The sequence below is a fragment of the Nocardia aurantia genome (genome assembly GCF_009604425.1).
GTDB lineage: Bacteria > Actinomycetota > Actinomycetes > Mycobacteriales > Mycobacteriaceae > Nocardia > Nocardia aurantia.
Genome location: NZ_WEGI01000005.1, coordinates 136,548 through 161,953 on the forward strand (window position 1 = coordinate 136,548; position 25,406 = coordinate 161,953).

General features: G+C 69.8%; 19 protein-coding genes. 7 read left to right on the forward strand and 12 right to left on the reverse strand.

The genetic code is table 11. From position 1 onward, the window contains the following. Positions 1-137: 137 nt before the first annotated feature. From NRB56_RS12400 to NRB56_RS12440, 9 genes are all read right to left on the reverse strand, one after another. Positions 138-2,273 carry an RAD23 family protein gene (locus tag NRB56_RS12400; RefSeq protein WP_153342095.1) on the reverse strand — a complete coding sequence of 712 codons (2,136 nt, stop codon included), beginning with the start codon at positions 2,271-2,273 and terminating at the stop codon, positions 138-140. 4 nt (positions 2,274-2,277) lie between these two features. Beyond that, positions 2,278-3,222, reverse strand: a complete 945-nt coding sequence (locus tag NRB56_RS12405; RefSeq protein WP_319942896.1) for a decaprenyl-phosphate phosphoribosyltransferase — start codon at positions 3,220-3,222, stop codon at positions 2,278-2,280. Positions 3,223-3,245: 23 nt separating this feature from the next. Then, positions 3,246-3,815 carry a phosphatase PAP2 family protein gene (locus tag NRB56_RS12410; protein WP_227837600.1) on the reverse strand — a complete coding sequence of 190 codons (570 nt, stop codon included), beginning with the start codon at positions 3,813-3,815 and terminating at the stop codon, positions 3,246-3,248. Further along, positions 3,812-5,773: a glycosyltransferase gene (locus NRB56_RS12415; RefSeq protein ID WP_153341593.1), complete on the reverse strand. Its 1,962-nt coding sequence runs from the start codon at positions 5,771-5,773 to the stop codon at positions 3,812-3,814. The genes NRB56_RS12410 and NRB56_RS12415 overlap by 4 nt, the downstream gene beginning before the upstream one ends. Beyond that, complete coding sequence (glf, locus tag NRB56_RS12420) at positions 5,770-6,972, reverse strand: UDP-galactopyranose mutase (RefSeq protein WP_319942897.1); 1,203 nt, start codon at positions 6,970-6,972, stop codon at positions 5,770-5,772. Before glf ends, NRB56_RS12415 begins: the two co-directional genes overlap by 4 nt. Before the next feature lie 74 nt (positions 6,973-7,046). Continuing rightward, positions 7,047-7,922: an SMP-30/gluconolactonase/LRE family protein gene (locus tag NRB56_RS12425; protein WP_153341595.1), complete on the reverse strand. Its 876-nt coding sequence runs from the start codon at positions 7,920-7,922 to the stop codon at positions 7,047-7,049. Positions 7,923-7,993: 71 nt separating this feature from the next. Continuing rightward, the gene (locus NRB56_RS12430; protein WP_153341597.1) at positions 7,994-8,482 is read right to left on the reverse strand and encodes a hypothetical protein; all 489 of its coding nucleotides are present in this window, start codon (positions 8,480-8,482) and stop codon (positions 7,994-7,996) included. A 152-nt stretch (positions 8,483-8,634) separates the two neighbouring features. After that, on the reverse strand, positions 8,635-9,399 hold the full coding sequence (locus NRB56_RS12435; protein WP_153341599.1) for a MerR family transcriptional regulator: 765 nt from the start codon (positions 9,397-9,399) through the stop codon (positions 8,635-8,637). 588 nt (positions 9,400-9,987) lie between these two features. Next, complete coding sequence (locus tag NRB56_RS12440; RefSeq protein WP_227837602.1) at positions 9,988-11,445, reverse strand: SpoIID/LytB domain-containing protein; 1,458 nt, start codon at positions 11,443-11,445, stop codon at positions 9,988-9,990. A 535-nt stretch (positions 11,446-11,980) separates the two neighbouring features. Between NRB56_RS12440 and NRB56_RS12445 the strand changes: the two genes are divergently transcribed. Further along, on the forward strand, positions 11,981-14,731 hold the full coding sequence (locus NRB56_RS12445) for an N-acetylmuramoyl-L-alanine amidase (RefSeq protein WP_406603470.1): 2,751 nt from the start codon (positions 11,981-11,983) through the stop codon (positions 14,729-14,731). 80 nt (positions 14,732-14,811) lie between these two features. Here the strand turns inward: NRB56_RS12445 and NRB56_RS12450 are convergent, their stop codons facing one another. Further along, entirely contained in the window at positions 14,812-15,612 is an 801-nt protein-coding gene (locus tag NRB56_RS12450; RefSeq protein WP_194290851.1) for an HAD family hydrolase, read from the reverse strand. 216 nt (positions 15,613-15,828) lie between these two features. Between NRB56_RS12450 and NRB56_RS12455 the strand changes: the two genes are divergently transcribed. Genes NRB56_RS12455 through NRB56_RS12480 form a run of 6 tightly spaced genes read left to right on the forward strand, consistent with a single transcriptional unit; the run spans position 15,829 to position 23,781 of the window. Then, positions 15,829-16,806: an ABC transporter permease gene (locus NRB56_RS12455; protein WP_153341603.1), complete on the forward strand. Its 978-nt coding sequence runs from the start codon at positions 15,829-15,831 to the stop codon at positions 16,804-16,806. A 2-nt stretch (positions 16,807-16,808) separates the two neighbouring features. Then, positions 16,809-17,771 carry an ABC transporter permease gene (locus NRB56_RS12460; RefSeq protein ID WP_153341605.1) on the forward strand — a complete coding sequence of 321 codons (963 nt, stop codon included), beginning with the start codon at positions 16,809-16,811 and terminating at the stop codon, positions 17,769-17,771. Then, a complete protein-coding gene (locus tag NRB56_RS12465) occupies positions 17,768-19,702 on the forward strand; it encodes a dipeptide ABC transporter ATP-binding protein (RefSeq protein WP_153341607.1) in 1,935 nt (644 codons plus the stop codon). The genes NRB56_RS12460 and NRB56_RS12465 overlap by 4 nt, the downstream gene beginning before the upstream one ends. A gap of 9 nt (positions 19,703-19,711) precedes the next feature. Further along, positions 19,712-21,385, forward strand: a complete 1,674-nt coding sequence (locus tag NRB56_RS12470) for an ABC transporter family substrate-binding protein (RefSeq protein WP_319942898.1) — start codon at positions 19,712-19,714, stop codon at positions 21,383-21,385. A gap of 15 nt (positions 21,386-21,400) precedes the next feature. Beyond that, on the forward strand, positions 21,401-23,065 hold the full coding sequence (locus NRB56_RS12475; protein WP_319942899.1) for an ABC transporter family substrate-binding protein: 1,665 nt from the start codon (positions 21,401-21,403) through the stop codon (positions 23,063-23,065). Between the two features lie 56 nt (positions 23,066-23,121). Next, the gene (locus NRB56_RS12480; protein ID WP_319942983.1) at positions 23,122-23,781 is read left to right on the forward strand and encodes a hypothetical protein; all 660 of its coding nucleotides are present in this window, start codon (positions 23,122-23,124) and stop codon (positions 23,779-23,781) included. A 41-nt stretch (positions 23,782-23,822) separates the two neighbouring features. On the opposite strand, the gene NRB56_RS12485 is transcribed toward NRB56_RS12480, so the two are convergent. Together NRB56_RS12485 and NRB56_RS12490 are read right to left on the reverse strand one after the other, a co-directional pair. Beyond that, positions 23,823-24,584: a lysophospholipid acyltransferase family protein gene (locus NRB56_RS12485; RefSeq protein WP_194290831.1), complete on the reverse strand. Its 762-nt coding sequence runs from the start codon at positions 24,582-24,584 to the stop codon at positions 23,823-23,825. A gap of 32 nt (positions 24,585-24,616) precedes the next feature. Next, positions 24,617-25,396 carry a lysophospholipid acyltransferase family protein gene (locus NRB56_RS12490; protein WP_319942900.1) on the reverse strand — a complete coding sequence of 260 codons (780 nt, stop codon included), beginning with the start codon at positions 25,394-25,396 and terminating at the stop codon, positions 24,617-24,619. Positions 25,397-25,406: the final 10 nt, after the last annotated feature.

Genomic DNA, 25,406 nt, shown 5'->3' on the forward strand with positions numbered 1-25,406 from the left:
TCGGCCGCTGCTACGTCATGACCGCCGGAACGGATGCGGGACACGCGCTTCCGACGGATGTCTCCCGGCAGCTTATCGTCCGGGGACCACGGCAGTGTTACCCCGCCGAAACCACTGGAGTGAGCGTCCAGGTTCAGTTAATTCGGAGCGACCGGGGTGGTCGGATCGACCAGACCGCAACGCTGGATCTCGTACTTGGGCACCCGGTCGATCCGGTATTTCGCGAAATGCAGCGCCTGCTGCAGGTTGTGCCGGAATCGGGTCGCGGTCAGCGGCGCCCGCGAGGACGCCAGCAACGCCTGGGTGTCCGGGCAGGACAGTGCCGTACGAGCCTGCTTGACCCACTTCTCGTCGAGGAAGTACGGCATCCACGGATGCTGGTCCACCGAACCGGCGTCGACGATCACCCAGTCCGAATAGAGGCTCTTGTCGTGCCCGATCCGGCCGTCGGTGAGCCGATCGGTGTGCGCGGCAAGCGGATACGCCAGACCCTCCTGATCGATCACCCGGACGTCCAGTGGAACGTTCATGCTGGTCATGCCGAGGTTCAGGAAGTAGACGGTGTGCCCGGCGCCGCCGTCGGGGATCGGCAGCGGCGGCGGGGCGACGTACCACATCATGTACGACGGCGAGCTCAGCAGCAGTCCCCCCTCGGGGGTCGCGGCGATGTCCTGCACCATCGCCCGCATGCGCGGGTAGTCGAGATAGTCCTCGGCCAGCACCGGATGCTGATGGGAGCTGTTGAGCACGTAGTAGATCCGCTCGTCGACGATGCCGGTCGAGCTGATGTTGGCGCCGGAGTTGTTGCCGGTGCTGTTGGTGATGAAGACCGACCAGACGACGACGGCCAGCCAGGCCACGGCGGTACTCGCCGCGAGCCAGGTCGCCGCGCGGCCCGCGGGTTCGGCGACAGCGGCGGGCCGGCCATCAGGTCCAGCGGCGGGCCGCCCATCGGATCCGGCGGGGGGCCGCCCATCAGGTCCCGCGGCGGATCCGGCGGGCCGGGCGTTCGGTTCGGTGGGCGGGCCGTCCGGCGAGACGGCGGGCCGGTCGGCGGACACCCGTACCGGTATCCGCACCGGCAGTACCGCGACCGGCAGCAGCAGGCAGAACAGCTGCGGCAGCAACATTCGGCCGTGCATGAAGTCGCCGCCGACCCGGAGTTCGAACACGACCAGCGCCAGCCCGCCGATCAGCACCAGCGCGACCACCGCACCCGGTGTGCGCAGCCGATCACGGCGCTGCCACATCCGGCCCGCGCGGGCCGCGAGACCCGACGGCGGGGCGGACTCTTCGGCGCCGGCGCGGACCCGCGCCGGGCGCCGGGTCAGCAGGGCCGCCACGAGCAGCAGCGCGACGGGCAGCCACAGCAGATATGGCCCGGACAGATCCCACAGGTAGGTGAAGCCCTGACCCCACTTGGCGCCGCCGGCCTCCTTGGCCACGGCCGTATTCGGGTAGGGCAGACCGTAGTAGCCCATCCGGAAGATCTGGTACAGGCCGGGCACCAGGCAGCCGGCCACCAGGATCGCGAACCGCAGCACGATCGGCTTCAGCCGGCTCGCGGGCATCGGGGCGACGAAGATCAGCAGACCGGCCAGGCCGCCGACGATGATCATCTCCGGCCGGATCAGCCAGGACAGTCCGGCGACGAAGGCGATCGTCAGCATCAGGCCCGTGCCGGCGCGCTCGCTGCGGCTCCACCGCATCAGCAGCCACCACAGCAGGCCGAGCCAGCAGATCACCAGGCAGTTCTCCAGGCCGGAGGTGGCGTAGTCGCGGGCCGGCGGCACCGCGATGTACACCGCCGCGCCCGCGGGCAGCAGCAGCACCGGCGCACCGGCCCGGCGCGGGGTGGTCCAGGGCCGGCCCCACAGCCGCGCGGCGCCGAGCATGGCCAGCACGATCGCGAGCACCGAGAGGCTCAGCGCCACCGCGAGACTGACGTACTCCAGCCGGGCGTGGGTGATCCAGGCGAAGAACCAGATCACGTAGGTCCAGGCGGCGCTGGTGTTGGTCTCCACCCGCTCGTTCACGTTGAAGACCGGGCCGTAGCCGGCCAGCAGGTTGCGCACGGTGCGCAACACGATCAGTCCGTCGTCGGCGATCCAGCGGCGCTGCCAGGCGCCGAGCGCGAAGAGGACCGCGGTGAGCACTACCCCACCGACGAAGACGGTCCGGGACACCAGGGCGATTCGCCGCTGGGTACGGGTGACCGGACCGGCGGCACCCGCCGCCGGTCCGTCCTCGTTCTCTTGTCCCTCGACCACCATCTCGTCAGGTGAGATAGACAGCAACACCTACCGCTCCGATCCACGCGATGGCCAGGAGTTGCAGGATGCGGTCCCCCAGCGCGATCTCTTCGGGTTCACCGGCCTCGCCACCATCGACGTCGACCGCGTAGCGCAGGATTGCGATCGTAAACGGAATCATCGAGACCGCGAACCACTGGGTGTGCTTGTGATCGGTTTCGAACGCCCACAGGCCGTAGAAGACCACCACCGCGGTGGCCGACAACGTCCAGATGAAGCGCAGGTAGGTGGGGGTGTAGTACTGCAGCGACTTACGGATCTTGGCGCCGGTGTCGAGCGCGATCTTCAGCTCCGCGTAGCGCTTTCCGGCCGCCATGAACAGCGAGCCGAAGGCCATGATCAGCAGGAACCACTGCGACAGATGGATGTTGGACGCGGCGCCGCCGGCCACCGCGCGCAGCAGGAAGCCCGACGACACGATGCAGATGTCCAGCACGGCCTGGTGCTTGAGCCCGAAGCAGTACGCCAGCTGGATCGAGATGTACACCGCCATCACGACGGCGAGCTGCCAGGAGGCCAGGAAGGAGCCCACCAGCGAGGCGGCCAGGAACGCCACCGACAGCACGTAGGCCAGGTTCACCGGCACCACGCCCGCGGCGATCGGCCGGTAGCGCTTGGTCGGGTGGGCGCGGTCGGCCTCCACGTCCAGCGCGTCGTTGACCAGGTAGATTCCCGAGGCGGCCAGGCAGAACACCACGAACGCGATGCCGATGTGCCCGAGCCGGGTGGCGTCGGCCAGTGCGTACTGGCCGTCGGGTAGCTTGCCCGCGGCCATCGGCGCGGCCAGCACCAGGACGTTCTTCACCCACTGCCGCGGCCGGATGGCCTTGAACAGCCCGCCGACCAGGGTCTTCGGCGGGCCCTTGATGACAGCGTCGTCCAGTTCGACGGTTGTCGGCTCTTCACTCACGACCAGGGCTCTTTCCTGTGCGGTCAACTCTCGAGTCTCTTTTCGGCGGCCAGCACGACGGCGGCGGAGGCAGCGCCCAGCGCCGAACCGGCGAGCACGTCGGTGGGGTAGTGCACCCCGAGCACGACCCGGGAGATCAGCATCGGCGGTACCAGCACCGCGGGCAAGGGTAACCCGGTGAGCCTGCCCAGCAACACCGCTGCCGCCGTGGTGGAGGTCGCGTGCGAGGACGGGAAGCTCAGTTTGCTGGGCGTGGACACGTTGATCCGCACCGACGGATCGTTCGGCCGCGGCCGGCGGACGACCCGCTTGAGGATCACCGAGGCGGCGTGCGCGCCGAACGCGCCGACGGCCACCCCGGCCCACTGCCGCCGCCGCGGCTTGTCGGCCAGCGCGCCGACGGCGGCGATCCCGAGCCAGCCCAGCGAATGCTCGCCGAAGTGCGACAGGCCGCGCGCGGCCCGCACGACCCGCGGGTCGGCGCCGATCGTGTTCTGCACGGCGTTGATGATCCGCACCTCGGCCGGGCGGGGGGCCGGCGGTTCGGGGACGACGTGCAGGCGGGGCGGGCCGGCCGGCTGGGCGGCGGTCATTGCTGCTCTCCCTGGATTCGGTCGCCGTGGATTCCGAAGATGTTCTCCCACGCGGCCGTGCTGGTCAGCCGCGGATGTGCCGCACGATACCGTTCGCGCACGGTGGGGAAGCGTCCGGCCAGTTCCCGGCGCAACCGCATCGCCTCCTTGAACAGCCCCCACGCCTGGCGCGGATCGCGCTTGCGGTACACCACGCCGCGGCCGTCGGCCGTGGTCACGGTGACGCCGTCGACCTGCGACAGCAGGAACCAGCGGGCGTCCAGGGTGGGCACGTTCAGCTGCGGGCGCTCGTGGTGCCGCGGGTCGGCGGCGCGCAGGTTGTGCACGACGCCCTTGGCCAGCCGGACCACCTTGGCGATCGGATTGCCCGGCTCGCCGACCGCGCCGACGCCGCTGCCGCTGGCCAGCGGTAGCTCGGTGGAGGACGGCACGACCACCGCGTCCGGGAACTCCTTGCGCATCCGCGCCACCTCGCCGAGGGCGGTCGGCAGCAGATCGAACAGCCGGTCCGGACCGCCGAGGAAATCCCGGATCGCCTGGTTCTGGATGGCGACCGTCGAATACTCCAGGCACAGCAGGTGTTTCAGCGTGGCCTTGATCGTGTTGACGACCATCGGCCGGCCGTCGTTGGGCAGGTGCAGCGCCGCGACGACGAGCCGGTTGCGCAGGTGGAAGTACGCCTGCCAGTCGATGGCGTCGTCCTTGTCGCTCCACGCCATGTGCCACACCGCCGCACCGGGCAGCGTGACCGTCGGATAGCCGGCGGCGCGGGCGCGCAGGCCGTACTCGACGTCGTCCCACTTCAGGAACAGCGGCAGCGGCTGACCGATCTCCTCGGCCACCGAGCGCGGGATCACGCAGGTCCACCAGCCGTTGAAGTCGACGTCGATGCGCCGGTGCAGCAGTTTGGAGTTGTCCCGGTCGCGCAGCGGATACTTGGCGAAGTCGTGGTCGTATTCGACGTTCGGGGCGGCGGTCCACATCCAGATGCCGCGGTCGACGACCTCACCCATGACGTGCAGATGCGAGCGCTCCTGCAGGTTCAGCATCTGCCCGCCCACCAGCGTGGGGGTCCGCGCGAAGCGGGCGAAGGCGAGCGCGCGCAGGATGCAGTCCGGCTCGATCTCGATGTCGTCGTCCATGTAGACGATGTACTCGGCGGCGGTGGTCTTCAGCGCCTCGTACATGACCCGGCTGTAGCCGCCGGAGCCGCCGAGGTTGGGCTGGTCGTGGATGGCCAGCCGGCCGCCGAGACCCGCTGCGGCCTCGGCGAATCCGGGTTCGTCGACCGTCTTGCGGGTGCCCTGGTCGGCGATGATCACGGCCTCGATCCGGTCCAGCACCAGCGGGTCCGAACCAAGGGCCGCAAGGGTTTTCACGCAGTCGGTGGGCCGGTTGAAGGTGGGCATGCCGACCGCGATCCGGCCCTCGCCCGGGGCCCGCACCGGCGCGTACCAACCGCCGCTGCGCAGTTCGACCGCGGTGTCGGTGGTGATGTCGAACCAGATCCAGCCGCCGTCCTCGAACGGGCCCAGATCGACCTCGAATTCGAGCGGCATGCCCTCGGCAGCGGGTTCGCGATGCTCCGCATCGGTGCTGAACTCGTTGCCCTGCACGTGGATCCGGGAGCCGTCGGCCTTGGACCGATACACGTCCACCCGGCCGTGACCGGTCAGTTCCAGGCGCAGCACCACCGACTCCAGGACGCTCCAGCGCCGCCAGTAACTGGCCGGGACCGCGTTGAAGTAGGTGCAGAACGAGACCTCGGACTCCGCGCCGATCGACAGCGAGGTACGCGACGGGGCATGGGCGCGACGGGCATTCGTCGCGGACTCCTCCAGGTACAGGGTGCGCACGTCCAGCGGTTCGCCCGGCCGGGGCAGGATGATCCGCTGCAGCAACGAGATCGCGCGCGAACCGGTGGTCTCGGTCTCGTTCGCCACGGTGGCCTGGGTCATCGGTTCGCGTCCTGATCCACCAGCGGCGCACCGTCTTCCAGATGCGGTCGCAGCACGTTGTCGAAGGTGCTCAGCGCGCTGCCGATCGCCATGTGCATGTCCAGGTACTGGTAGGTGCCCAGTCGGCCACCGAAAATGACCTTGGCGGAAGCGGTTTCGGCCTTGGCGCGTTCCCGGTAGGCGAGCACCTTGGCCCGGTCCTCCGGGGTGTTGATCGGGTAGTACGGCTCGTCGCCGGTCTGCGCGAATCGGGAGAACTCGCGCTGGATCACCGTCCGGTCGGCCGGGTAGTCCCGCTCCGGGTGGAAGTGCCGCGGCTCGATGATGCGGGTGTAGGGCACGTCCGCGTCGTTGTAGTTCATCACCGAGGTGCCTTGAAAGTCTCCGGTCGGCAGCACCTCGGTCTCGAAATCGATGGTGCGCCAGCCCAGCTCGCCGTCGGCGTAGTCGAAGTAGCGGTCCAGCGGGCCGGTGTAGACGACCGGGGCGTCCGGATTCTGCGCGCGCAGCTCGTCGCGGACGGCGAACCAGTCGGTGTCCACCCGGACCTCGATCAGCTCCGACTCGGCCATCTTGGTCAGCCACGCGGTGTAGCCGTTGCGCGGCAGGCCCTCGTAGGTGTCGTTGAAGTACCGGTTGTCGAAGGTGTACCGGACCGGCAGGCGGGTGATGTTGCCCGCGGGCAGTTCCTTCGGGTCGGTCTGCCACTGCTTGGCGGTGTAGTCCCGGAAGAACGCCTCGTACAGCGGGCGGCCGATCAGCGAGATCGCCTTCTCCTCGAAGTTGGCTGCGTTCTTGCCGTCGACCTCGGCGGACTGCTCGGCGATCAGCGCACGGGCCTCCTCGGGGCTGAAATAGCGCCCGAAGAACTGCGACAGCAGTCCGAGGCCCATCGGCAGCGGGTACGCCTGGCCCTTGTGCAGGCCGAAGACCCGGTGCTGGTACCCGGTGAACTCGGTGAACTGGTTCACGTAGTCCCACACCCGCTTGTTCGAGGTGTGGAACAGATGGGCGCCGTACTTGTGCACCTCGATCCCGGTCTCCGGATCGGGCTCGGAGTAGGCGTTACCGCCCAGATGGGGGCGGCGTTCGACGACCAGGACACGCTTGCCGAGCTGGCTCGCGGTGCGCTCGGCGATGGTCAGCCCGAAGAAGCCGGAGCCGACGACGATGAGATCGAAGGGGGAAGCGACGGTCACGGGAGCCCAGAGTATCGGAAGTCCGCTCCGCCGCCAGGGCGAGTCTGCGAGCCGGTCCGCACCCAGCGGCTCGATCAGCCGCCGTGCTTGCGGATCACCAGGCCGGTGAGCGGGGTGCCGGACCACAACACCGGCCGTTTCGTGCGGGCGGTCACGTCCACCTCGTGGATGGCCCCGGCGAGATCGCTGACGTAGGCCAGCTTCCGGTCCGCGGTCAGCGCGAGGCCGATCGCCTCCCCGAAACCGTCGGCCAGGATCTCCGGCGGTCGTCCCGGCGCGCGATGGGCCGGGAGCGGGGCGCGGTTGAGGGTGTTGCCGGTCGGCGGCGCACCCCGATCGGTCCAGTAGACCAGTTCGTTGTCGAGGTCGAGCTCCAGGTCGATCGGCTCCGGCAGGCCGGACCACAACATCTCCAGATCGGGCCGGTGGGCCGGGTCGGGGGCCGGGGCCGCGGTGGTCCGGAAGATCCGGCCCAGGCCGCCGTCCTCGGGACCCTTCTGGGTCCAGTACAGCTGACCGCGGCCGTGGTCGACGGCGACGCCGACACAGCGCCGCAGCTCCTCGTCCTCCTCGCCGGTGGAGCGGTCGATCAGGGTTTCGACGTTCTCCCCGTCCAGGTCGCAGCTCATCACCCGCATGCCCTCGCGGTCGCTCCAGTAGAGCTTGCCCTCGACCCAGTCGCCGGCCAGCTGTTTGGGGGTGTGGGCGCCGCCGACCGGGACGATCGTGGTCCGGCCGCCGCCGTCGGCGTCCACCCGTTCGATCGACCCGGTGCCGGCGGCGGGGTCGGCGCCCATATCCGTCCAGTACACCCGGCCGGTCTTCGGATCCTCGACGATGCCGTCGGGCATCCGGTTCAGCCCGGACGCGAACACGGCGGTCGTTCCGGTGTCGGTGTCCACCTCGAGGATCTCGCCCCGGGACACCGCCAGCGCCAGCAGCTTGCCCATGCAGCACCTCGCTCCGTAGGAATCGCACCGGGAAACCGTCACCGAGAATTCGCCGTGAATTCCGCGAACGCCTACCGGCCGCCGCAGGATCTCCCGGCCGAACTCGCCCCCGCCGAGGAGGAGAAATCGCCGCGGCCCCGGCAGGAGTGCGACAGCGTACGGCGCACCGCCTGCACCGAGGTGTAGGCGCACGCGAGATCGATCACGCTCTCAATGTTCGCGCCGTCCAGATCGCAGCGCAGCACGCGCGCGCTCCCCACCACTCCCCAGTACAGCTTGCCGGCGTCGACGTCGCAGACCAGGCCGGACGGCACCCCGTCACCGCCCGGCACGATGGTCACCCGATCGGTCCCGTCGGCCTCGACCCGCTGGATCGCGATCCGGGCGGGGTCGAAATCGTCGGGCCGCTCCACCCAGAAGACGCGGCCGGTCCGCGGATCGTCCACGATGTCGTCGGGGTGATGGCAGATGCCGTCGATGAAGAGTGTCCAGACGCCGGAGACGGCGTCCAGATCGATGACCCGCCCATCGAGCAGGGCCGTCACACGGAGCTTGCGCATGCCTGTCCCACCCTCCGTGAAGGCGGTGTGATCACCGGTCGGAAAAAGGACAATCGGATAAGAATCGAGGCTAGGGTTCCGTTACGGCGCTGTCCACACTCGAGACGGAACCGTGAACGGTCCGTGGTGAATTCGTGGGGCACGAATTCCCGTCACGCCAACCGCTTTTCGGCGTACACGCCCATCGCCGCCCGGACGAACTCGGCCGTTCCGGGACCGTGCCGATCGTAGTTCGCGGCGAACCGCGGATCCGCGACGTACATGTCACCGAGACCGGTGAACGCCGCCGCCGTGGGTTGCCGGCCCTGCCAGCCGATCGCGATCCAGTCGTGATGCCGCGCCACGATCGCCTGCACCGCGTCGTCGTCCGGCGCCAGCCCCGCGGCGTGGGCCCGGCCGTAGTCGGCGGCGATGTCGAGGTGCCGCTGCCCGTGCTCCTGCCGCTGGGCGTCGGTCATCGACCGCCACCAGCGATCACCGCTGTCGTAGGACTCCCGGCCCCAGCGCTCGATCACCTCGTCCCGATACCGGGTGTGGTCGAACCCGTCGAATACTTCCTCGGCCATGAGTGGCTCACCTGCCTCCGTCTTGCGCAATGTGGTGTGTACCGACGCGATCTGCCGGGTGATCCGCTCTCGCTCCCGCTCCAGCAGGCCGAGCTGGGCCCGCAGCGCGGCCGCCGTGTCCTGCTGTCCCGCAAGGACTTCGGCGATCACCGGCAGGCCGAGGCCGAGCTCCCGCAACAGTAGGATGCGTTGCAGTCGCAGCATGGCGTCCTGGTCGTAGTACCGGTAGCCGTTGGCCCCGATCCGGGCCGGCGGCAGCAGCCCCAGCTGCCCGTAATGGCGCAGCGTGCGGCTGGTGGTGCCCGCGGCCCGGGCCAGCTCCTGAATCGACCATTCGGACCCGGACCCCATGGTTTCGCTCCCTCGTCGCGTCGACCACTCCAGGTTGCATCTTGACGCTACGTCAAGGTCAAGCCCGCCACGAGAACCTGCCGCGGCCCCGCTGCCGGCCCGCGCCGTCGCCGGGACGTCCTACCCCGCACCGGCCCCCTGGGCAGGCGCCCGATGCGCGTCAGTTCGGGTAAGCGACTCGGTGGCCCCGCCCGAGCGCACTCAGCGGGCCGGTGAGCACGAGCAGCCCCGGAAACGCCGGGACAGCGGCGGATCCGGTGCTACGAATGCGCCCACGCCCGATGCGCCGAGACCTCGCCAGGGTCGCCGATGCCGGCGGAGGCACCGGCGCGGAAAGGAGGTGTTCGCGCCTCCTGCAGAGACGTCGCCGCCGGGACTCGGAGTAGCCGGGCTTCGGCCGGAGAAGCTGCCGCCGTGGTGGTCCGGGGCGCCGATGGCCGCGCCCTCGCCGAGCGTCCGCCCTCAGCCGAGCGTCCGCCCTCAGCCGAGCGTGTGTCCTCAGCCGAGCGTGTGTCCTCGGCCGAGCGTGTGTCCTCGGCCGAGCGTGTGTCCTCGGCCGAGCGTGTGTCCTCGGCCGAGCCTGCGCCCTCAGCGTGGGGTGGCGCCGGCGTGCGGTGCGACGCCTGCGCCCGCGCTCGCGGCTTCCGGCCGGCGCACCGGCGCTTCGACCGAGGACCAGCCCGCGGCGGCTCCCGCATTCTCGGCGCCCGATGTCCCGGGGGCGGAAGCCGCAACGGCCGGAGCTGGATTCGCGTCCGGAGCGGTGGCGGGTACGGGTGCCATCGGCGTCGGTGACGGGGTGGGCGTGGCGGCCGTTCCGGGGGCAGGGGTGGCGTCGTGCAGTGGGTGGTCGGCGGGGCGCGGGACGGGGTGGAGGAGGGCGTTCAGGGCGCCCAGATCGATCACCTGGACGCCCAGGGCGGCGGTGGCGACGATGACGCCGTTGTGGAATTGGCGGTAGGTGCCGAGGTTGCCCGGGAGGGGAAGTTCCGGGCCTTCGGGCGATCCCAGCGGGCCCGAGTTACCGCCGGTCTCGGCGTATTTCGCGTCGATGACGGTCTGCGGGCGCGGGATCGGGGCGATGTTCGGATGCGGGACGGCGGCCAGTTGTTGCGGGGCCGGGCCGAGGTCGAGGGTGGTGATGTCGATCGGCTGCCCGCCGTCGGGGGCCGAGGAGTACTCGGTGCGCAGGATGCGGCCGGTGCGCAGCAGCACCTGGCCGACGGTACTGCGCACGGCGGCCGCGGCGCGGTCGTCCTCCCGTTCGGTGCCGGGATATTCCTGGCAGTCGGTGGTGTCGCAGGTCTGGGCGTAGGGGTAGCGGTGTTCGGCCAGCGCGTAGGAGCGGGCGGCGATCGCCTGCGCGCGCAGCGCTTCGTTCCCGCCGCGGTCGGCCCAGTTGGCCTGCATCTCGGCCGGCACCACGCCGAGCAGGTAGTCCTCGACGTCCACCTCGTTGATCGTGCGGGCGGCGTCGCCTTCCAGGGCGACACCGAGCGCGCCGCGATACGTGCCGGCGCCGCAGATCCGCAGATGCTCGGCGGCCGGGCGGTTGCTGCCCGGATCCAGCGGATAGGCCCAGGGGTCGTCGATGTGCCCGCGCCACAACGTGTCACCGTCGCAGTCGATGCTGACGACCACGTCGGCGCCGCCGCCGGGGGTGGGTGTCAGATGGGCGGCCTGACCCGCGACCACCCGCCGGCCGCCGACCAGCAGGCCGGTGTCGGAGTAGACGTCCAGGGGCTCGCCGTCGTCGGACGTCAGGCGGACCCGGACCGGGGTGCGAGGGACGGCGGCCAGCGTCGCGCCCGGGTAGTAGCTCAGCAGGATGTGGTCGGCGGAGGCGCCCGCCGCGGCCTGTTCCATCGCACCGAACTGGCTCATGCCACGGCCGTGGCCGATGCCGGCCGGGCGATACGCATCGGCCGTATGGACAGGTCCGGCCGGTGTGGCGGCCGACCAGCCGACGACGGCCGCACCGGAGGTCACCAGCAGTGTGGTCAGTCCGGCTGCCATCGTCCGGCCGCGCCGATCACCGCGTCGCATCACTGCAACCTCCGTCTGTCGCTGGATCCTGCTGGAAACGCGTCGTGCCTGAGACGGCCGGACTGGTTCACCGCGTGGGACTCATCCGGATGGACCTCGGTGCCCGGGCGGTGTGGCCGTCGCCGCCGGGCCGGTCACCGCGTGGCACCACCGCAACCTCCGTTGTGTCGAGGGCCCGCCGGATCCCGGGGTGGAAAGCACCGGCGCACTGCCGCACTGCGTGCGCGAGCACCGTGCTCATGCTCCTGCCCGGCCGTGATCGCCGCACGGTCCTCGACTGTCGATGACCGACATGCTCTGCCGCAGGTAGTGGTCGTCGGTCGCGATCAGGGGATGTGATCACGCCGTGACCGTGGCAACGGCATGTCCCGCCGATCACTGGCTAAAGCACAGCTACATTCGGGTCGATTCGGGCTAATCCTCTACTAGAGACTTAGGTTTGTACAGCCGAGACACGTGTGGCCATTGATCGGCCGGATCTCAATTCGCGCATTGGCCGCTGATCAACGGGTTCTACCTGGAATGGGAGATGATCGTGCCGTACCGCAGACCCAAACGTCCCTATGTTCTCCCGGTCGTCACCATTGTCGCGGTCGCCGCGCCGCTGGCGACCGCCTACGTCGCACACGGACCAGGTGGCTACCGACCGGCGAATGAGAACGGCATCGCCGCCGTGCCGGCCCGGATGGCCGAGGTGGCCCTCGCCGCCGCACCGGACGTGACGCTGCCGCTGCGCGAGCTGACCGGGTTGAATCTGCCCGATCTGCACCTGTCCGACCTGCGCGCGCTGCCGCTGCCGACGTCCATCCCGCTGCCCGGCGGACTGCCGTCGCTGGTCCCCGGCATGGCTCTGCCCAGCGAGATCCCACTGCCGCAGTTCGATCGCGGGACCACGACGACGACCACACCCGGCGGGGTCGCGCCCCAGGGCGTCGCACCGGCGACACCGGCCGTGCCGCAGGCGATCGGGCCGGGCACGCCGGCGAGTTCACCGCAGGCGGTCGCGTCGGCCGGCACGCCGAACGCCCCGCAGGCCGTCACCCCGGCCACCACACCGAACGCGCCCGGATTCCCGCCGCTGCCGCAACTCCAGGCCCCGCCGGTGCCACTGCCCGTCGCCACACCCGTGCCGACCGCGGACGCCGTCGCGGGTGAGCGGCTGCGCGCGGCGCCGGGCTCCGGATCGGCTGCGCCCGGCCTCGCGCCGGTCACGGCGACGACCACCGATCCGGCCCCGGCGGGCCGGTCGCCGCGGGCCGCCGGCGATGCGGTGATTCCGGCGGGGGCCGATCCGAGCGCCCCGGCGCTGAGCCCGGGCGCGGTGCCGGCGGAACTCACCGATCGGGTCGGGGCGACGGTGAAGGAGTTGACCCGCGACACCCCGTTCAGCCTGGTCGCGTTCACCGCGAAGGATCTGGCGGGCACCACCACCATGGTCCGGGCGAAGCAGGCCGACGGCAGCTGGGGTGCGTGGTACGCCACCGATCCGGTCGACACCCGCCGCAGCGATCATTTCGTCCCGTCGCCGGACGATCGCACCGGGACCGAACCGATCTACGTCGGCGAGACCAAGGCGGTCCAGGTGCTGGTCACCCGGCAGCCGGGCACGACGGCGGCCGCCCGCCGGGTGGCCACGCCACGCGCCGAGGATCTCGCGGCGGACGGCATCGGTGTCGTTCTGCCCGAGATGCACAGCGCGCCGGGCGATTACCCGCTCGCGGATTCCGCGCCCGCCGTGCACGACAGCGCCGCGCCGGATGCCTCGGATCCGGCGATCGTGCCGAATCTGCCTGAGTATCAACGTGATCCGGCCTCCGAACCGCTGTCGGGGACTCCGGCGACGGCCGACGATCCGACCCGCACACTCGCGGCGGTGCTGATCGATCCGGGCCGCGGCTTCATCGACGAGAACCTGTCCTCGGTCGCCACGCCGCTGCCGGGCAACGGGCCCCGGGTGATCAGCCGGGCCCAGTGGGGCGCCGACGAATCGCTGCGCTGCTCGGAGCCCACCTACGACGACGGCGTCAGCGCGATCACCGTGCACCACACCGCCGGTCGCACCGAGTACAGCAAGGCCGAATCGGCGGGCATCGTGCGCGCCATCTACGCCTATCACGCCCGCAAACTGGGCTGGTGCGACATCGGGTACAACGCACTCGTCGACAAGTACGGGCAGATCTTCGAGGGCCGGGCCGGCGGCCTGGACCGGCCGGTGGAAGGCGCGCACGCCGGTGGTTTCAACGAGAACACCTCCGGTGTCGCGTTGATGGGCAACTACGGCGACGAAGCGCCCAGCGAGGCGGCCCTGCAGGCGGCCGGGCAGTTCATCGGCTGGCGGGCCCGGACGGCCGGGCTGGATCCGAAGGGCAGCACGACGCTGTATTCCGAGGGCACCGTCTACAGCAAGTACGACGAGGGCGAGGCGGTGCGGCTGCCGATCGTCTTCGCGCACCGCGACGTCGGCAACACCAGTTGCCCGGGCGACGCCGCCTACGCGCAGATGGATCGGATCCGCGACATCGCGGCCACGGAGGCCGCGGCGCCCGGTGCCGGGGTCTCCGGGGCCTCCGGGGCCGATCTCGGGGTGTCCTCGAACCGGCCGGCGGCCACTGCCCCGGCCCCGCCGCCGGGTCCGCGGATCGACCTGAACATGCTGGCGGACCTGACCACCAAACTGCTCGGCCTGGTCAACGACAACATCATCGCCAAGTACTGGTCCGCGCAGGGCGGCCCGAACGGGCGGCTGGGCGCGGCGGCCTCGGAGCCGCGGCGGACCAGCGACGGCGGTCAGTACGCCCGATTCGTCAACGGTTACGTGTACGCGCGGCCGGACGGGCAGGTGGTCGAGGTGGTCGGCCGATTGCTGGACCGATTCCTGCAACTGGGCGCCGAATCCGGGGTGCTCGGGCTGCCGACGCGCAACGCCTACGCGGTGCCGGACGGGCTGCGGTCGGACTTCCAGTACGGCTCGCTGATCCTGAACCAGCTGACCGGCATCGTGACCACGCTGGTGAGCTACTACGCGGACGTCTCCCAGCGCGGTGATCAGGCCGGGGTGGGCAGCCGGCCGGGCACACCCGCCGTGCCCCAGGGGAACGCGCCGGGCGCGGCGGTCACACCCCAAGGGAATATGGTCACACCCCAGGGGAATGCGGTCACACCCCAGGGGAATGCGGTCATACCGCCGGGGAATCGGGGGGCCGGCACACCGTCGGCCGCGCAGGTGCCGCCGGGCGCGAACCCGGCCTGGTCACCGGGGACCGGCAGCGACTCCGGAACCCCCTGAGCAGCGCGAGATCTCGAGCGCGGCTCCGGCGCCATCCGGTGTTCCGGCTCCCCGCACCCGGTGTCCCCGCGCCGGAGTCCTCAGCGCCACCAGCGTTCGAGGACGCAGGCGACGCCGTCGGCGGCGTTGGTGCCGGTGACCTCGTCGGCGGCGGCCAGCGCGGCCGGGTGCGCGTTGGCCATGGCCACGCCGTGCCCGGCCATGAGCAGCATGGGCACGTCGTTGGGCATGTCGCCGAAGGCGATGATCGACTCGTGCCCGACGCCGAGCCGCTCCGCCACCGTCGCCAGGCCGGAGGCCTTGGTGACACCGGGGGCGGAGACCTCGATCAGGCCGTTGTTGGTGGAGTAGGTGAGGTCGGCGCGGTCCGCCAGTTCGGGGGCCAGCGCCGCGACCATGTCGGCGCTCTCGGCGCCGCGCAGGCGGATCAGCATCTTGATCGCCGGAGCCGACACCACCTCGGCCCGCGACACCCGGGTGTCGTCCGGATTCAGCCAGGCGTGCTCGTACTCGGGTGAGCTCACGAACTGCGGGGTGGCCGCGTCGTGGGCGCTGCGGCCGACCCGTTCGGCGGCCAGGCCGCAGCCGGGCAGGATCCGCTCGGCCAGCGCCGCGATCCAGGTCAGCTCGGCGGGCTCGAGGGTACTGGCCTCCAGGATCCGGTCGGTGGCGCTGTCGTAGACCACCGCGCCGTTGCCGCAGACGCACAGCGGGGCGTGGTCCAGGCCCGACACCACCGGCGCGATCCAGCGCGGCGGGCGCCCGGTCGCCAGCACGAAGGGCACGCCGTCGGCCACCAGCGCGCCGACCGCGGCCCGGGTACGCGCGCTCACCTGCTCCCGCTCGTCGATCAGAGTGCCGTCGACGTCGGTCGCCACCATTTTGGGTTTCTGCAGGTCGGGAACGGTCACCGGTGCCTCCTTGTCGGCCGGGACGGGTCCGCCAGGATACGCCATGCAACGGTCGGGCGCGGTGCGCCGATATGAACACGACCGTCCCGGATGAGACGATTCCCGCATGTCGCAGACCGCGCATGACGGGCCGTCCGCCGCGACGGTCCCTATGATCAGGGGCTAGGAACCGACCCGAGGGGACCGATGACCGGCTTTCTGCTGCGGCGCGCGCTGAACTACGTCGTCCTGCTGATCCTGGCGTCGTTCCTGACGTTCGCGCTGGCGTCGCTGACCTTTCATCCGCTGAACAACCTCGAGCAGCGCAACCCGCGGCCGCCGCAGTCGGTGATCGATGCGAAGGCCGCGGAACTGCACCTGAACGAGCCGATCCCGCAACGCTATCTGACCTGGGCGAAGGGCGTGACGCACGGCGACTTCGGCAAAACCCTGGCCGGACAGCCGATTTCGAAGGAGCTGCCGCGGCGGATCGGGGTGAGCCTGCGGCTGTTGCTGATCGGCTCGATCGTCGGCACCGTACTGGGCGTGCTGATCGGCGCGGCCGGCGCGATCCGGCAGTACAAGTTCAGCGACTACTTCACGACCGTGGTCTCGCTGCTGTTGCTCAGCACGCCGGTGTTCCTGCTCGCCACCTTGTTGAAATACGGTGCGCTGCAGGTAAATTCGGCGACCGGGATGCAGATCTTCCTGTACACCGGCGAGACCTCGGCCACCGCGGTGCACGGCTGGTGGAACCAACTCGTGGACCGATTACAGCATCTGGTGGTCCCGAGCCTGGGCCTGGCGCTCGGCTCGATGGCCGGCTACAGCCGCTACCAGCGCAACGCCATGCTCGACGTGCTGCAGAGCGATTTCATCCGCACCGCCCGCGCCAAGGGGCTCACCCGCGGCCGGGCGCTCTACCGGCACGGGCTGCGGACGGCGCTGATCCCGATGGCCACCCTGTTCGCCTACGGCCTCGGCGGCCTGATCACCGGCGCCACCTTCACCGAGAAGATCTTCGGCTGGCACGGCGTCGGGGAGTGGTTCATCGACGGGGTCAACGCGAACGATCTGTACATCGTGGTGACCGTCACCGCGTTCACCGGCCTGGTGGTGCTGGTGTCGGGCCTGCTGTCCGACATCGTGTACGCCATGCTCGACCCCCGGGTGCGTGTCGGATGAGCATGACCGAGACCGAGATGATCGTGCAGGGCACGCCCGAGGCCACCGGGGCCGGGCGGCGGACCCTGGTGTGGCGGCGGTTCCGGCGCAACCGCTCGGCGGTGGCCGCCGCGATCGTGCTGCTGCTGATCGTGGCGGGCGCGTTCGGCCTGCCACCGCTGTTGCCCTACAAGTACTCCCAGCGCGACAGCTACGCGCTGCAACAGCCGCCGAGCCCGAAGCACTGGTTCGGCACCGACACCATCGGCCTGGACATGCTCGCGCAGACCCTGCACGGACTCCAGAAGTCCCTGGTGATCGGCATCTGTGTGGCGATTCTCACCTCGCTGATCGCGGTCGCGGCCGGTTCGGTGGCCGGACTGGTCGGCGGCTGGACCGACCGGGCCATCATGTGGGTGGTGGATCTGCTGCTGGTGGTGCCGAGTTTCATCGTGATCGCGATCTTCGCCCCGCGCACCAAGGGCAGCGGCTCGATCCTGCTGCTGACCGTGCTGCTCGCCGCCTTCGGCTGGATGATCAGCGCCCGCCTGGTCCGCGGTATGACCCTGAGCCTGCGCGATCGCGAATTCGTCCGGGCCGCACGGTATATGGGCGCGAACACCTGGACGGTGATCACCACCCACATCGTGCCGAACATCGCCTCGATCGTGATCATCGACACCACGCTGGCCATCGGATCCGCGATCATGTCCGAAACCGGTTTGAGCTACCTGGGTTTCGGCGTCCAGCCGCCGGACGTATCGCTGGGATCGCTGATCGGCCGCGGCGCCGACCAGTGGACCGCCCCCTGGATGTTCCTGTTCCCCGGCGGCTTCCTCATCGCGATCGTGTTGTGCGCCAACCTGATCGGTGACGGGCTGCGCGACGCGTTCGATCCGGGTTCGCGGCGCGCCCGGGCCCGGCGCCGCAAGAACACCACGACCGATGCGGCGCCGTCCGCCGACGAGAAGGTCCAGGCGACATGACCGAGCCCACCGTGCCCCTGCTCGAGGTGTCCGATCTGGCGGTGTCGTTCCCGAGCGAGGAGGGGCGCGTCGACGCCGTCCGCGGCGTGAACTACACCGTCTCCGACGGCGAGGTGCTGGCCATCGTCGGTGAATCCGGCTCCGGCAAGTCGGTGTCCTCGCTGGCGGTGATGGGCCTGCTGCCCGACCAGGCCCGCGTACACGGATCGATCCGGCTGCGCGGCCGGGAACTGCTCGGCATGGGCGACCGGCAGCTGTCGGCGCTGCGCGGCAGCCGGATCGCCATGGTGTTCCAGGACCCGTTGTCGGCGCTGACCCCGGTGTACCGGGTCGGCGACCAGATCGCCGAGGCGCTGACCGCGCACAAGGATCTGAGCCGGCGCCAAGCCGAGGCGCGGGCGGTCGAACTGCTGGATCTGGTCGGCATCCCGGATCCGGAGGTGCGCGCCCGCGCCTTCCCGCACGAGTTCTCCGGCGGTATGCGGCAGCGGGTGGTGATCGCGATGGCGATCGCCAACGACCCCGAACTGATCATCTGCGACGAGCCGACCACCGCGCTGGACGTGACCGTGCAGCGGCAGATCCTGAACCTGCTGCGCACCGCCCGCGACATCACCGGCGCGGGCGTCGTCATGATCACCCACGACATGGGGATCGCGGCCACCCTCGCCGACCGGGTGGCGGTGATGTACGCCGGGCGGATCGTCGAGACCGCGCCCGTCTCCGACCTGTTCAACGAACCGCGGATGCCGTACACCGTCGGCCTGCTGGGTTCCATCCCGCGGATGGACGGCCCGGCCCGCACCCCGCTGATCCCCATCCTCGGCAACCCGCCGGCCATGCACGCGCTACCGCCGGGCTGCCCGTTCGCCCCGCGCTGCCCGGTCGCGATCGATGACTGCCGCGTGATCGAACCCGAGCTGGCGCCGCTCGCGCCCGACCACGCGGCCGCCTGCCTCCGCACCGGCATCGTGGGCAGCGAGGAGCTGTTCGCCGCCTATCGCCGCGAGACCGGCCCCGGTGACGAGGCAGACGGCACGGGGCGCGGTGAACCCGGCGGCGCCAGGAGCGGGGACGGCCGAGTTTCCGGCACCGGGCACGGAGAGGTCGCGGGCACCGGGTACGAATCCGAACCGCCGGTGGTGTTGCGGGTCGCCGGGCTGACCAAGACATTCCCGCTCACCTCCGGGATGGTGTTCCGCCGGCGCACCGGCGTGGTGAACGCGGTGGACGGGATCGACTTCGAGATCCGGGCGGGGCGCACGCTGGCGCTGGTCGGCGAGTCCGGTTCGGGTAAGTCCACGACGCTGACCCAGATCATGGATCTGGTGCGGCCGGAGTCCGGCACGATCGAGGTGTTCGGCACCGACGTCGCCACTCTCGGCCGGGAGCAGCGCCGGGAACTGCGGCGGCGGATGCAGATCGTGTTCCAAGATCCGTCGTCCTCGCTGGACCCGCGGCTGCCGATCTTCGACGCGCTCGCCGAACCGCTGCGGGTCGACGGCCGCCGCCGCGACGAGATCCGCCGGCGGGTACCCGAACTGCTGCGGCAGGTCGGGCTGCAACCGGAACACGCCGACCGCTACCCCGCCGACTTCTCCGGCGGGCAGAAGCAGCGCATCAACATCGCCCGCGCACTGGCGCTGGATCCGGAACTGCTGGTGCTCGACGAGCCGGTGTCGTCGCTGGACGTCTCGATCCAGGCCGGGGTACTGAACCTGTTGCGGGACTTGCAGATCGAACGCGGCCTCGCGTATCTGTTCGTGTCCCACGACCTTTCGGTGGTGCGCAACCTGGCCCACGACATCGCGGTGATGTACCGCGGCCGGATCGTCGAATACGGCCCGGCGGAGCAGATTTTCGCCGATCCCCGGGACGAGTACACCCGGGCCCTGATCGACGCGGTACCGGTTCCGGTCGTCTCACGATAGGAGGGCATCGTGCGGAAACTCGCGCGCGCAGTGCCGGCGGCGGTGGTCGCCGTCGCGTTGGTGCTGGGGCTGGACGCCTGCTCCGGCGGCGTGTCCGCGCCGGCCGGGCGTACGGCGCTGGGCACCACCAACGACATCAATCCGGTTCCGCGCGACGGGGTTCGCGAGGGCGGCAACCTGCGGCTGCCGACCCCGTCGATCCCGGAGAACTGGAATCTGCTCTCCAACGACGGCAACGACGCCGATTTCGCCGACATCATCCGCCCGACGCTGCCGCAGGCGTTCACGATGGACCCCGGCGGGCAGCTCGAGGTGAACCACGACTTCTTCACCGATGTACAGCTGACCAGCACCGATCCGCAACAGGTCACCTACACCATCGACCCGAGGGCGGTGTGGAGCGACGGCACCCCGATCACCTGGGAGGATATCGCCGCGCAGGCGCACGCCCTCAGCGGCACCGACAAGCGGTACCTGATCGCCATCAACAACGGCTTCGACCGGGTGGCCGACGTGCGGCGCGGCGTCGACGACCGGCAGGCCGTCATCACCTTCAACCGGCATTATTCCGAATGGCGCGGCCAGTTCTCCGGAAACTCGGCGCTGTACCCGAAGTCGGTGACCGGCGATCCGGAGGCGTTCAACCACGGACTCGTCAACGGGCTCACGCTGACCGCCGGACCGTTCGCGGTGCAGTCGATCGACCGCACCCAGGGACGGATCACGCTGGGCCGCAACCCGAAATGGTGGGGTACGCGGCCGAAGCTGGACACCATCACGTTCAGCGTGCTGGACCGGGCCGCCTGGCCCGGCGCGCTCCAGAACAACGAACTCGACGCCACCTGGCTCAGCACCAGCAACGATGTCGCGGCAGTGCGCAGTTCGCCGGGTGTGGCACTCCGGCGCGCGCCCGGAAATCGGTGGCGGCAGCTCAGTTTCAACGGCTCGCCCGGGTCGATCCTGACCGATCAGCAACTGCGCGTGGCGATCTCGAAGGCGATCGACCGGCAGGGGATCGCGGCGGCCATCCTGCGCGGCCTCACCGACACCCCGGTCTCGTTGAACAGCCACATCTTTCTGGAGGGACAGCCCGGATATCGGGACAACGCACCGGTTTTCGATCCCGCGGCGGCAGCGGCCGAACTGGACAAACTCGGCTGGACGCTACAGGGCGACGTGCGGGTCAAGGACGGACGGCGGCTGGAGATCCGTGACGTCATGTACAACGATCCCACCTGGGTGCAGGTCGCCCAGATCATCCAGGACAACCTGGCCCGCGTCGGCGTGAAACTGAACCTCGACGTGCGGCCGGCGCAGAACTTCTTCACCGGCGTGGCGATCCCCGGCGATTTCGACCTGATCCAGTTCTCCTACCAGGGCGATCCGTTCCCGCTCAGCAGCCTGCCGCAGATCTACGCGCTGCATCCCGACGACGAGCAGGGCAATTTCGGCCGGATCGGCTCGCCCGCGCTCAACGACCTGATCGACCGGACCCAGTCCGAACTCGATCCGGACAAGGCGATCGACCTGGCGAATCAGGTGGACCGCGCGGTGTTCGAGGAGGGACACTCGCTGCCGCTGACCCAGGACCCGGGCAACTGGGGGGTGCGCGACAACGTCGCCAACTTCGGCGCGGCGGGGCTGGCCTCCTACGACTACACCGTCATCGGTTTCGTGAACTGAGGAAAGGAGCGCACCGTGCGGATTCGTCCACTGGTGACACGACTCGCGATCCCGGCGGTCGCCGTCGGACTGCTGGTATCGGGCTGTAGCGCCGGAACCGGGCCAGGGGGTACCGCCGACGTCGGGACGACCAACGACATCAATCCACAGGATCCCGCCACGTTGAAGGACGGCGGCAATCTACGGATGCAGATCGACTCCTTCCCGGAGACCTTCAACAGCCTGCACATCGACTCGGACGCCGACGTCTCCCAGGTCCTGGACCCACTCATGCCGTCGCCGTTCACCGTCGACGCAGCCGGGCAGTTCACGGTGAACCACGACTACTTCACCGACGTGAAACTGACCGGGACCGACCCGCAACAGGTCACCTACACGATCAATCCGAAGGCGGTGTGGACCGACGGCAGCCTGATCACCTGGGAGGATCTGCAGTCGGAGGCGGTGGCGCTGGCCGGGGCCGACAAGGGCTACCAGATCAACTCCCCGTCGGGCTTCGATCGGGTCGCGAAGGTGGAACGCGGCACCGATGACCGCCAGGCGATCGTCACCTTCAGCCACCCGTACGCCGAATGGCAGGGTCAGTTCAGCCCGCTGTATCCGAAAGCCGTCACCGCGACCCCACAGGCATTCAACGACCTGGACCGCAGCACCCTCACAGTCAGTGCCGGGCCGTTCGTGATCAGCAACATCGATCGAACGCAGAACCGGATCACGCTGGGCCGCAACCCGAAATGGTGGGGTACGCCGCCGAAACTGGACACCGTCACCTTCTCCGTGCTCGACATCAGCGCGGTGCTGGGCGGCATCCAGAACAACGAACTCGACTATGCCTACATGTCCGGGCTGTCGAATGTGACGGCCGCGCGCAACACCCCCGGCATCGTGATCCGCCGGGCGGCCCAACCGTCGTACAGCGTGCTGACCTTCAACGGCGCGAACGGTTCGATCCTCGCCGATCCGAAACTGCGCCTGGCGATCTCGAAGGCCATCGACCGGCAGGCCATCGTGAACGCCAGCCAGCACGGGATCGTCGACGATCCCAAACCGCTGAACAATCACATCTTCATGGCCGGGCAGAAGGGCTACCAGGACAATTCGGCGCCGACCGCGTTCGACCCGAATCAGGCCGCCACGGAACTGGATGCGCTGGGATGGAAACTCAACGGCGACACCCGGGAGAAGGACGGCCGCAAACTGGTGCTGCGCGACGTGATGTACCAGCAGGACCTGTGGGTCGACACCGCGAAGATCATCCAGGAGAACCTGGCCAAGGTCGGCGTGAAGCTCGACATCCAGACCTTCCCCGGGCAGAGCCTGTTCACCGGCGTGATCAACCCCGGCAATTTCGATCTGGCGCAGTTCAGCTGGAGCGGAAGCGCATTGCCGCTCGGGGCGCTGGAACAGATCTACGCTTACTACCCGGACAATCAGCAGGGCAACAAGGGCCGCATCGGCTCCCCGGAACTGAACGCGCTCATCGACCGGACGCTCGCGGAACTGGATCCGGCGAAGGCGATCGACCTCGCCAACCAGTGCGACAAGATGATCTGGGAAGAGGGTTTCTCGCTGCCGCTGAACCAGGCGTCCGGTAACTACGCGGTCCGCTCGAACCTGGCGAATATCGGTGCGTTCGGGCTCGCCTCCGCGGATTGGACGAAAATCGGCTTCGTGCAGTGAGTTCCGCTCTCCGTCACCCACTGGCCTACCCGGTGCTGACGGCGGGCGCTGCCCTGATCGTCTGCCTGGCCTGGACGCCGGTCGCCGATCCGGAACAGCTGGCCATGCTGGTGACGGTGGCGCTGATCGTGCTGGGCTACACCGGTTTCCGGCTTGCCGTGGCGTTCGGGCGGTTCCGCCCGGCGACGTCCGGCGGCGTCCGGACGGAGCCGGCCGAATCTCGCCATCCGGCAACGACTCCCGGACCGCCCGGCTCGCCGGCCGCGACGGGTGAACGGGTCCGGCAGCAGCACCGGCTGACGAGCCGCTCCTGGCTGGAGTATCCGGTCGACGGCCGGACCCGTTGGCTGCCGGTGTATTTCGATCCGGCACTGGTCACGCTGCCTGTATCGACGATCGAAACCTTCGGCGGCACAGTCCGGATCGGCCCGCTGCGGGTGTATCCGGCCGGACGGCGGCGCGATTCGGAACCCGTCGGCCGATTGATCGACAACCCCGGCCGCGCCGATCCGGACGGCCCGGCCAGGGCCGTGCGCAGCGCCCGCCTGGGCCGCCGCCTGCTCCTCGACGCCCAGCACGCCATCGCGGCCCCCTTCGCGGGCCTGCTCTGGATCTATGTCGCCGGGGGCGGCGTCGGGGCCTACTGCGGTGCCACGGTCGTCGCGGCCGCCGTGGCCGTCTGGCTACCCGCCATCCGTGGCTCCGATCCGAGCTGACCAGACCGCAACGCCCGCACCGGATATCGCCGACCTACCGATCAACTCGCCGCGCGGCGCTCGGCGGCGGCGCGGCGGCGGGCCAGTTCCTCCTGGTCGAGGATCACGGCCTGTTCCGGAGTCGGTGCCGAGCCGCCGAGGCGCGCCGGGACCCAGGGGGCGCCGGCGGGCATCTCGTAGCCTTCCTGGGCGTGGGCCAGCAGTTCCGTCATGGCCGTGCGCAGATCGGCGGTCATGGCGTCGGCCGACTCCCCCGGCGGGATGGCCGCGCCGATCCGGATGTTGATCGGAAAGCGGTGGCGGCCCAGCTGTTTCGGGAGGTCCTTGGTCCAGACCCGATGAGCGCCCCAGATGGTCATGGGGATGATGGGCACGCCGGCCTCGATCGCCATCCGGGCCGCGCCGGACTTGAATTCCTTCAGTTCGAAGCTGCGGCTGATCGTGGCCTCCGGATAGACCACCACGATCTCGCCGTCCCGCAGCGAGTCCACCGCGCGGGCATAGGATTGCGCGCCCGCGCTGCGGTCGACGCCGATCGCCTTGCAGTGCTTCATCAGCCAGCCGACGATGCCGTGCTCCAACTCGGCCTTCATCATGTAGCGCACGTTGCGGCCGGATTTGCGGCCGACCAGGCCGACCTCCATGAAGTCCAGGTACGCCGTGTGGTTCACCGCCAGCACGGCGCCGCCGGTGCGCGGGATGTTGTCCTGCCCGCCGATATCGAAACGCAGGCCCTGCAGGCCGAAGAAGGTACGCACCAGACCGGTGAGCACATCGAAGACCGGTTCTCGACCCAACACCATCGAACTCTCCCGCACTACCTGCCGGTTCGCGCCTACTGCGGACCGGATGCCGTCTTCCGCCGGGCGGCCCGCTCCTGCGCCTCGGCGGCATCGAGCGCGTCGGCCTCCTCCAGGGTGGGCGCACTGCCGCCCAGCCGGGCCGGAACCCAGTACGCGCCCGGCTCGTGCCGGTAGTCCTTCTGCAACTCCAGCAACATGTCCTGCATGGTCGAGCGCAGCCGCTCGGTGAGTTCGGTGGCCGCGGCGGAGATGTCGCCGCCCTCGACCACCGGCGGGACGATCGGCTCGCCCACCGCGATCGAGATCGGCGTGTTGGTCCGGCCGAGGCGCTTCGGATGGCCCTTGGTCCACACCCGCTGCGCACCCCACATCACCATCGGGATGATCGGCGCGCCGGACTCGATCGACATCCGGGCCGCGCCGGACTTGAAGCCCTTGATCTCGTAGCTGCGGCTGATGGTGGCCTCCGGGTACACGCCGACCAGTTCGCCGCGGCGCAGATAGTCGACCGCGGCCTGGTACGAGTCGGCGCCCGCCCCGCGATCCACCGGGATGTGCTTCAATGCCCGCATGATGGGGCCGGACACGCGGCTGTCGAAGACCTCCTTCTTCGCCATGAACCGGATATAGCGCTTCGGAGTGCGGGCGGGCAGCCCGGCATAGGTGAAGTCCAGGTATCCGGTGTGGTTGACGGCGATGACCGCACCACCGGTGGCGGGGATGCGCTCGGCACCCCTGACGTCGAATTTCAGGCCCTGTGCGAAGAAGACGGTCCGGGCCAGCCCGATGATCGTCCGATAGACGGGTTCCACGTTCGGCCAG

What these genes read in the sequence shown, in the direction of transcription:
- NRB56_RS12410 (WP_227837600.1), bottom strand. Translation starts at nt 3,815, where the DNA reads ATGACCGCCGCCCAGCCGGCCGGCCCGCCCCGCCTGCACGTCGTCCCC.
- NRB56_RS12460 (WP_153341605.1), top strand. Translation starts at nt 16,809, where the DNA reads ATGACCGAGACCGAGATGATCGTGCAGGGCACGCCCGAGGCCACCGGG.
- NRB56_RS12415 (WP_153341593.1), bottom strand. Translation starts at nt 5,773, where the DNA reads ATGACCCAGGCCACCGTGGCGAACGAGACCGAGACCACCGGTTCGCGC.
- NRB56_RS12450 (WP_194290851.1), bottom strand. Translation starts at nt 15,612, where the DNA reads ATGGTGGCGACCGACGTCGACGGCACTCTGATCGACGAGCGGGAGCAG.
- NRB56_RS12430 (WP_153341597.1), bottom strand. Translation starts at nt 8,482, where the DNA reads ATGCGCAAGCTCCGTGTGACGGCCCTGCTCGATGGGCGGGTCATCGAT.
- NRB56_RS12435 (WP_153341599.1), bottom strand. Translation starts at nt 9,399, where the DNA reads ATGGGGTCCGGGTCCGAATGGTCGATTCAGGAGCTGGCCCGGGCCGCG.
- NRB56_RS12440 (WP_227837602.1), bottom strand. Translation starts at nt 11,445, where the DNA reads ATGCGACGCGGTGATCGGCGCGGCCGGACGATGGCAGCCGGACTGACC.
- NRB56_RS12455 (WP_153341603.1), top strand. Translation starts at nt 15,829, where the DNA reads ATGACCGGCTTTCTGCTGCGGCGCGCGCTGAACTACGTCGTCCTGCTG.
- NRB56_RS12485 (WP_194290831.1), bottom strand. Translation starts at nt 24,584, where the DNA reads ATGGTGTTGGGTCGAGAACCGGTCTTCGATGTGCTCACCGGTCTGGTG.
- NRB56_RS12400 (WP_153342095.1), bottom strand. Translation starts at nt 2,273, where the DNA reads ATGGTGGTCGAGGGACAAGAGAACGAGGACGGACCGGCGGCGGGTGCC.
- NRB56_RS12425 (WP_153341595.1), bottom strand. Translation starts at nt 7,922, where the DNA reads ATGGGCAAGCTGCTGGCGCTGGCGGTGTCCCGGGGCGAGATCCTCGAG.
- NRB56_RS12465 (WP_153341607.1), top strand. Translation starts at nt 17,768, where the DNA reads ATGACCGAGCCCACCGTGCCCCTGCTCGAGGTGTCCGATCTGGCGGTG.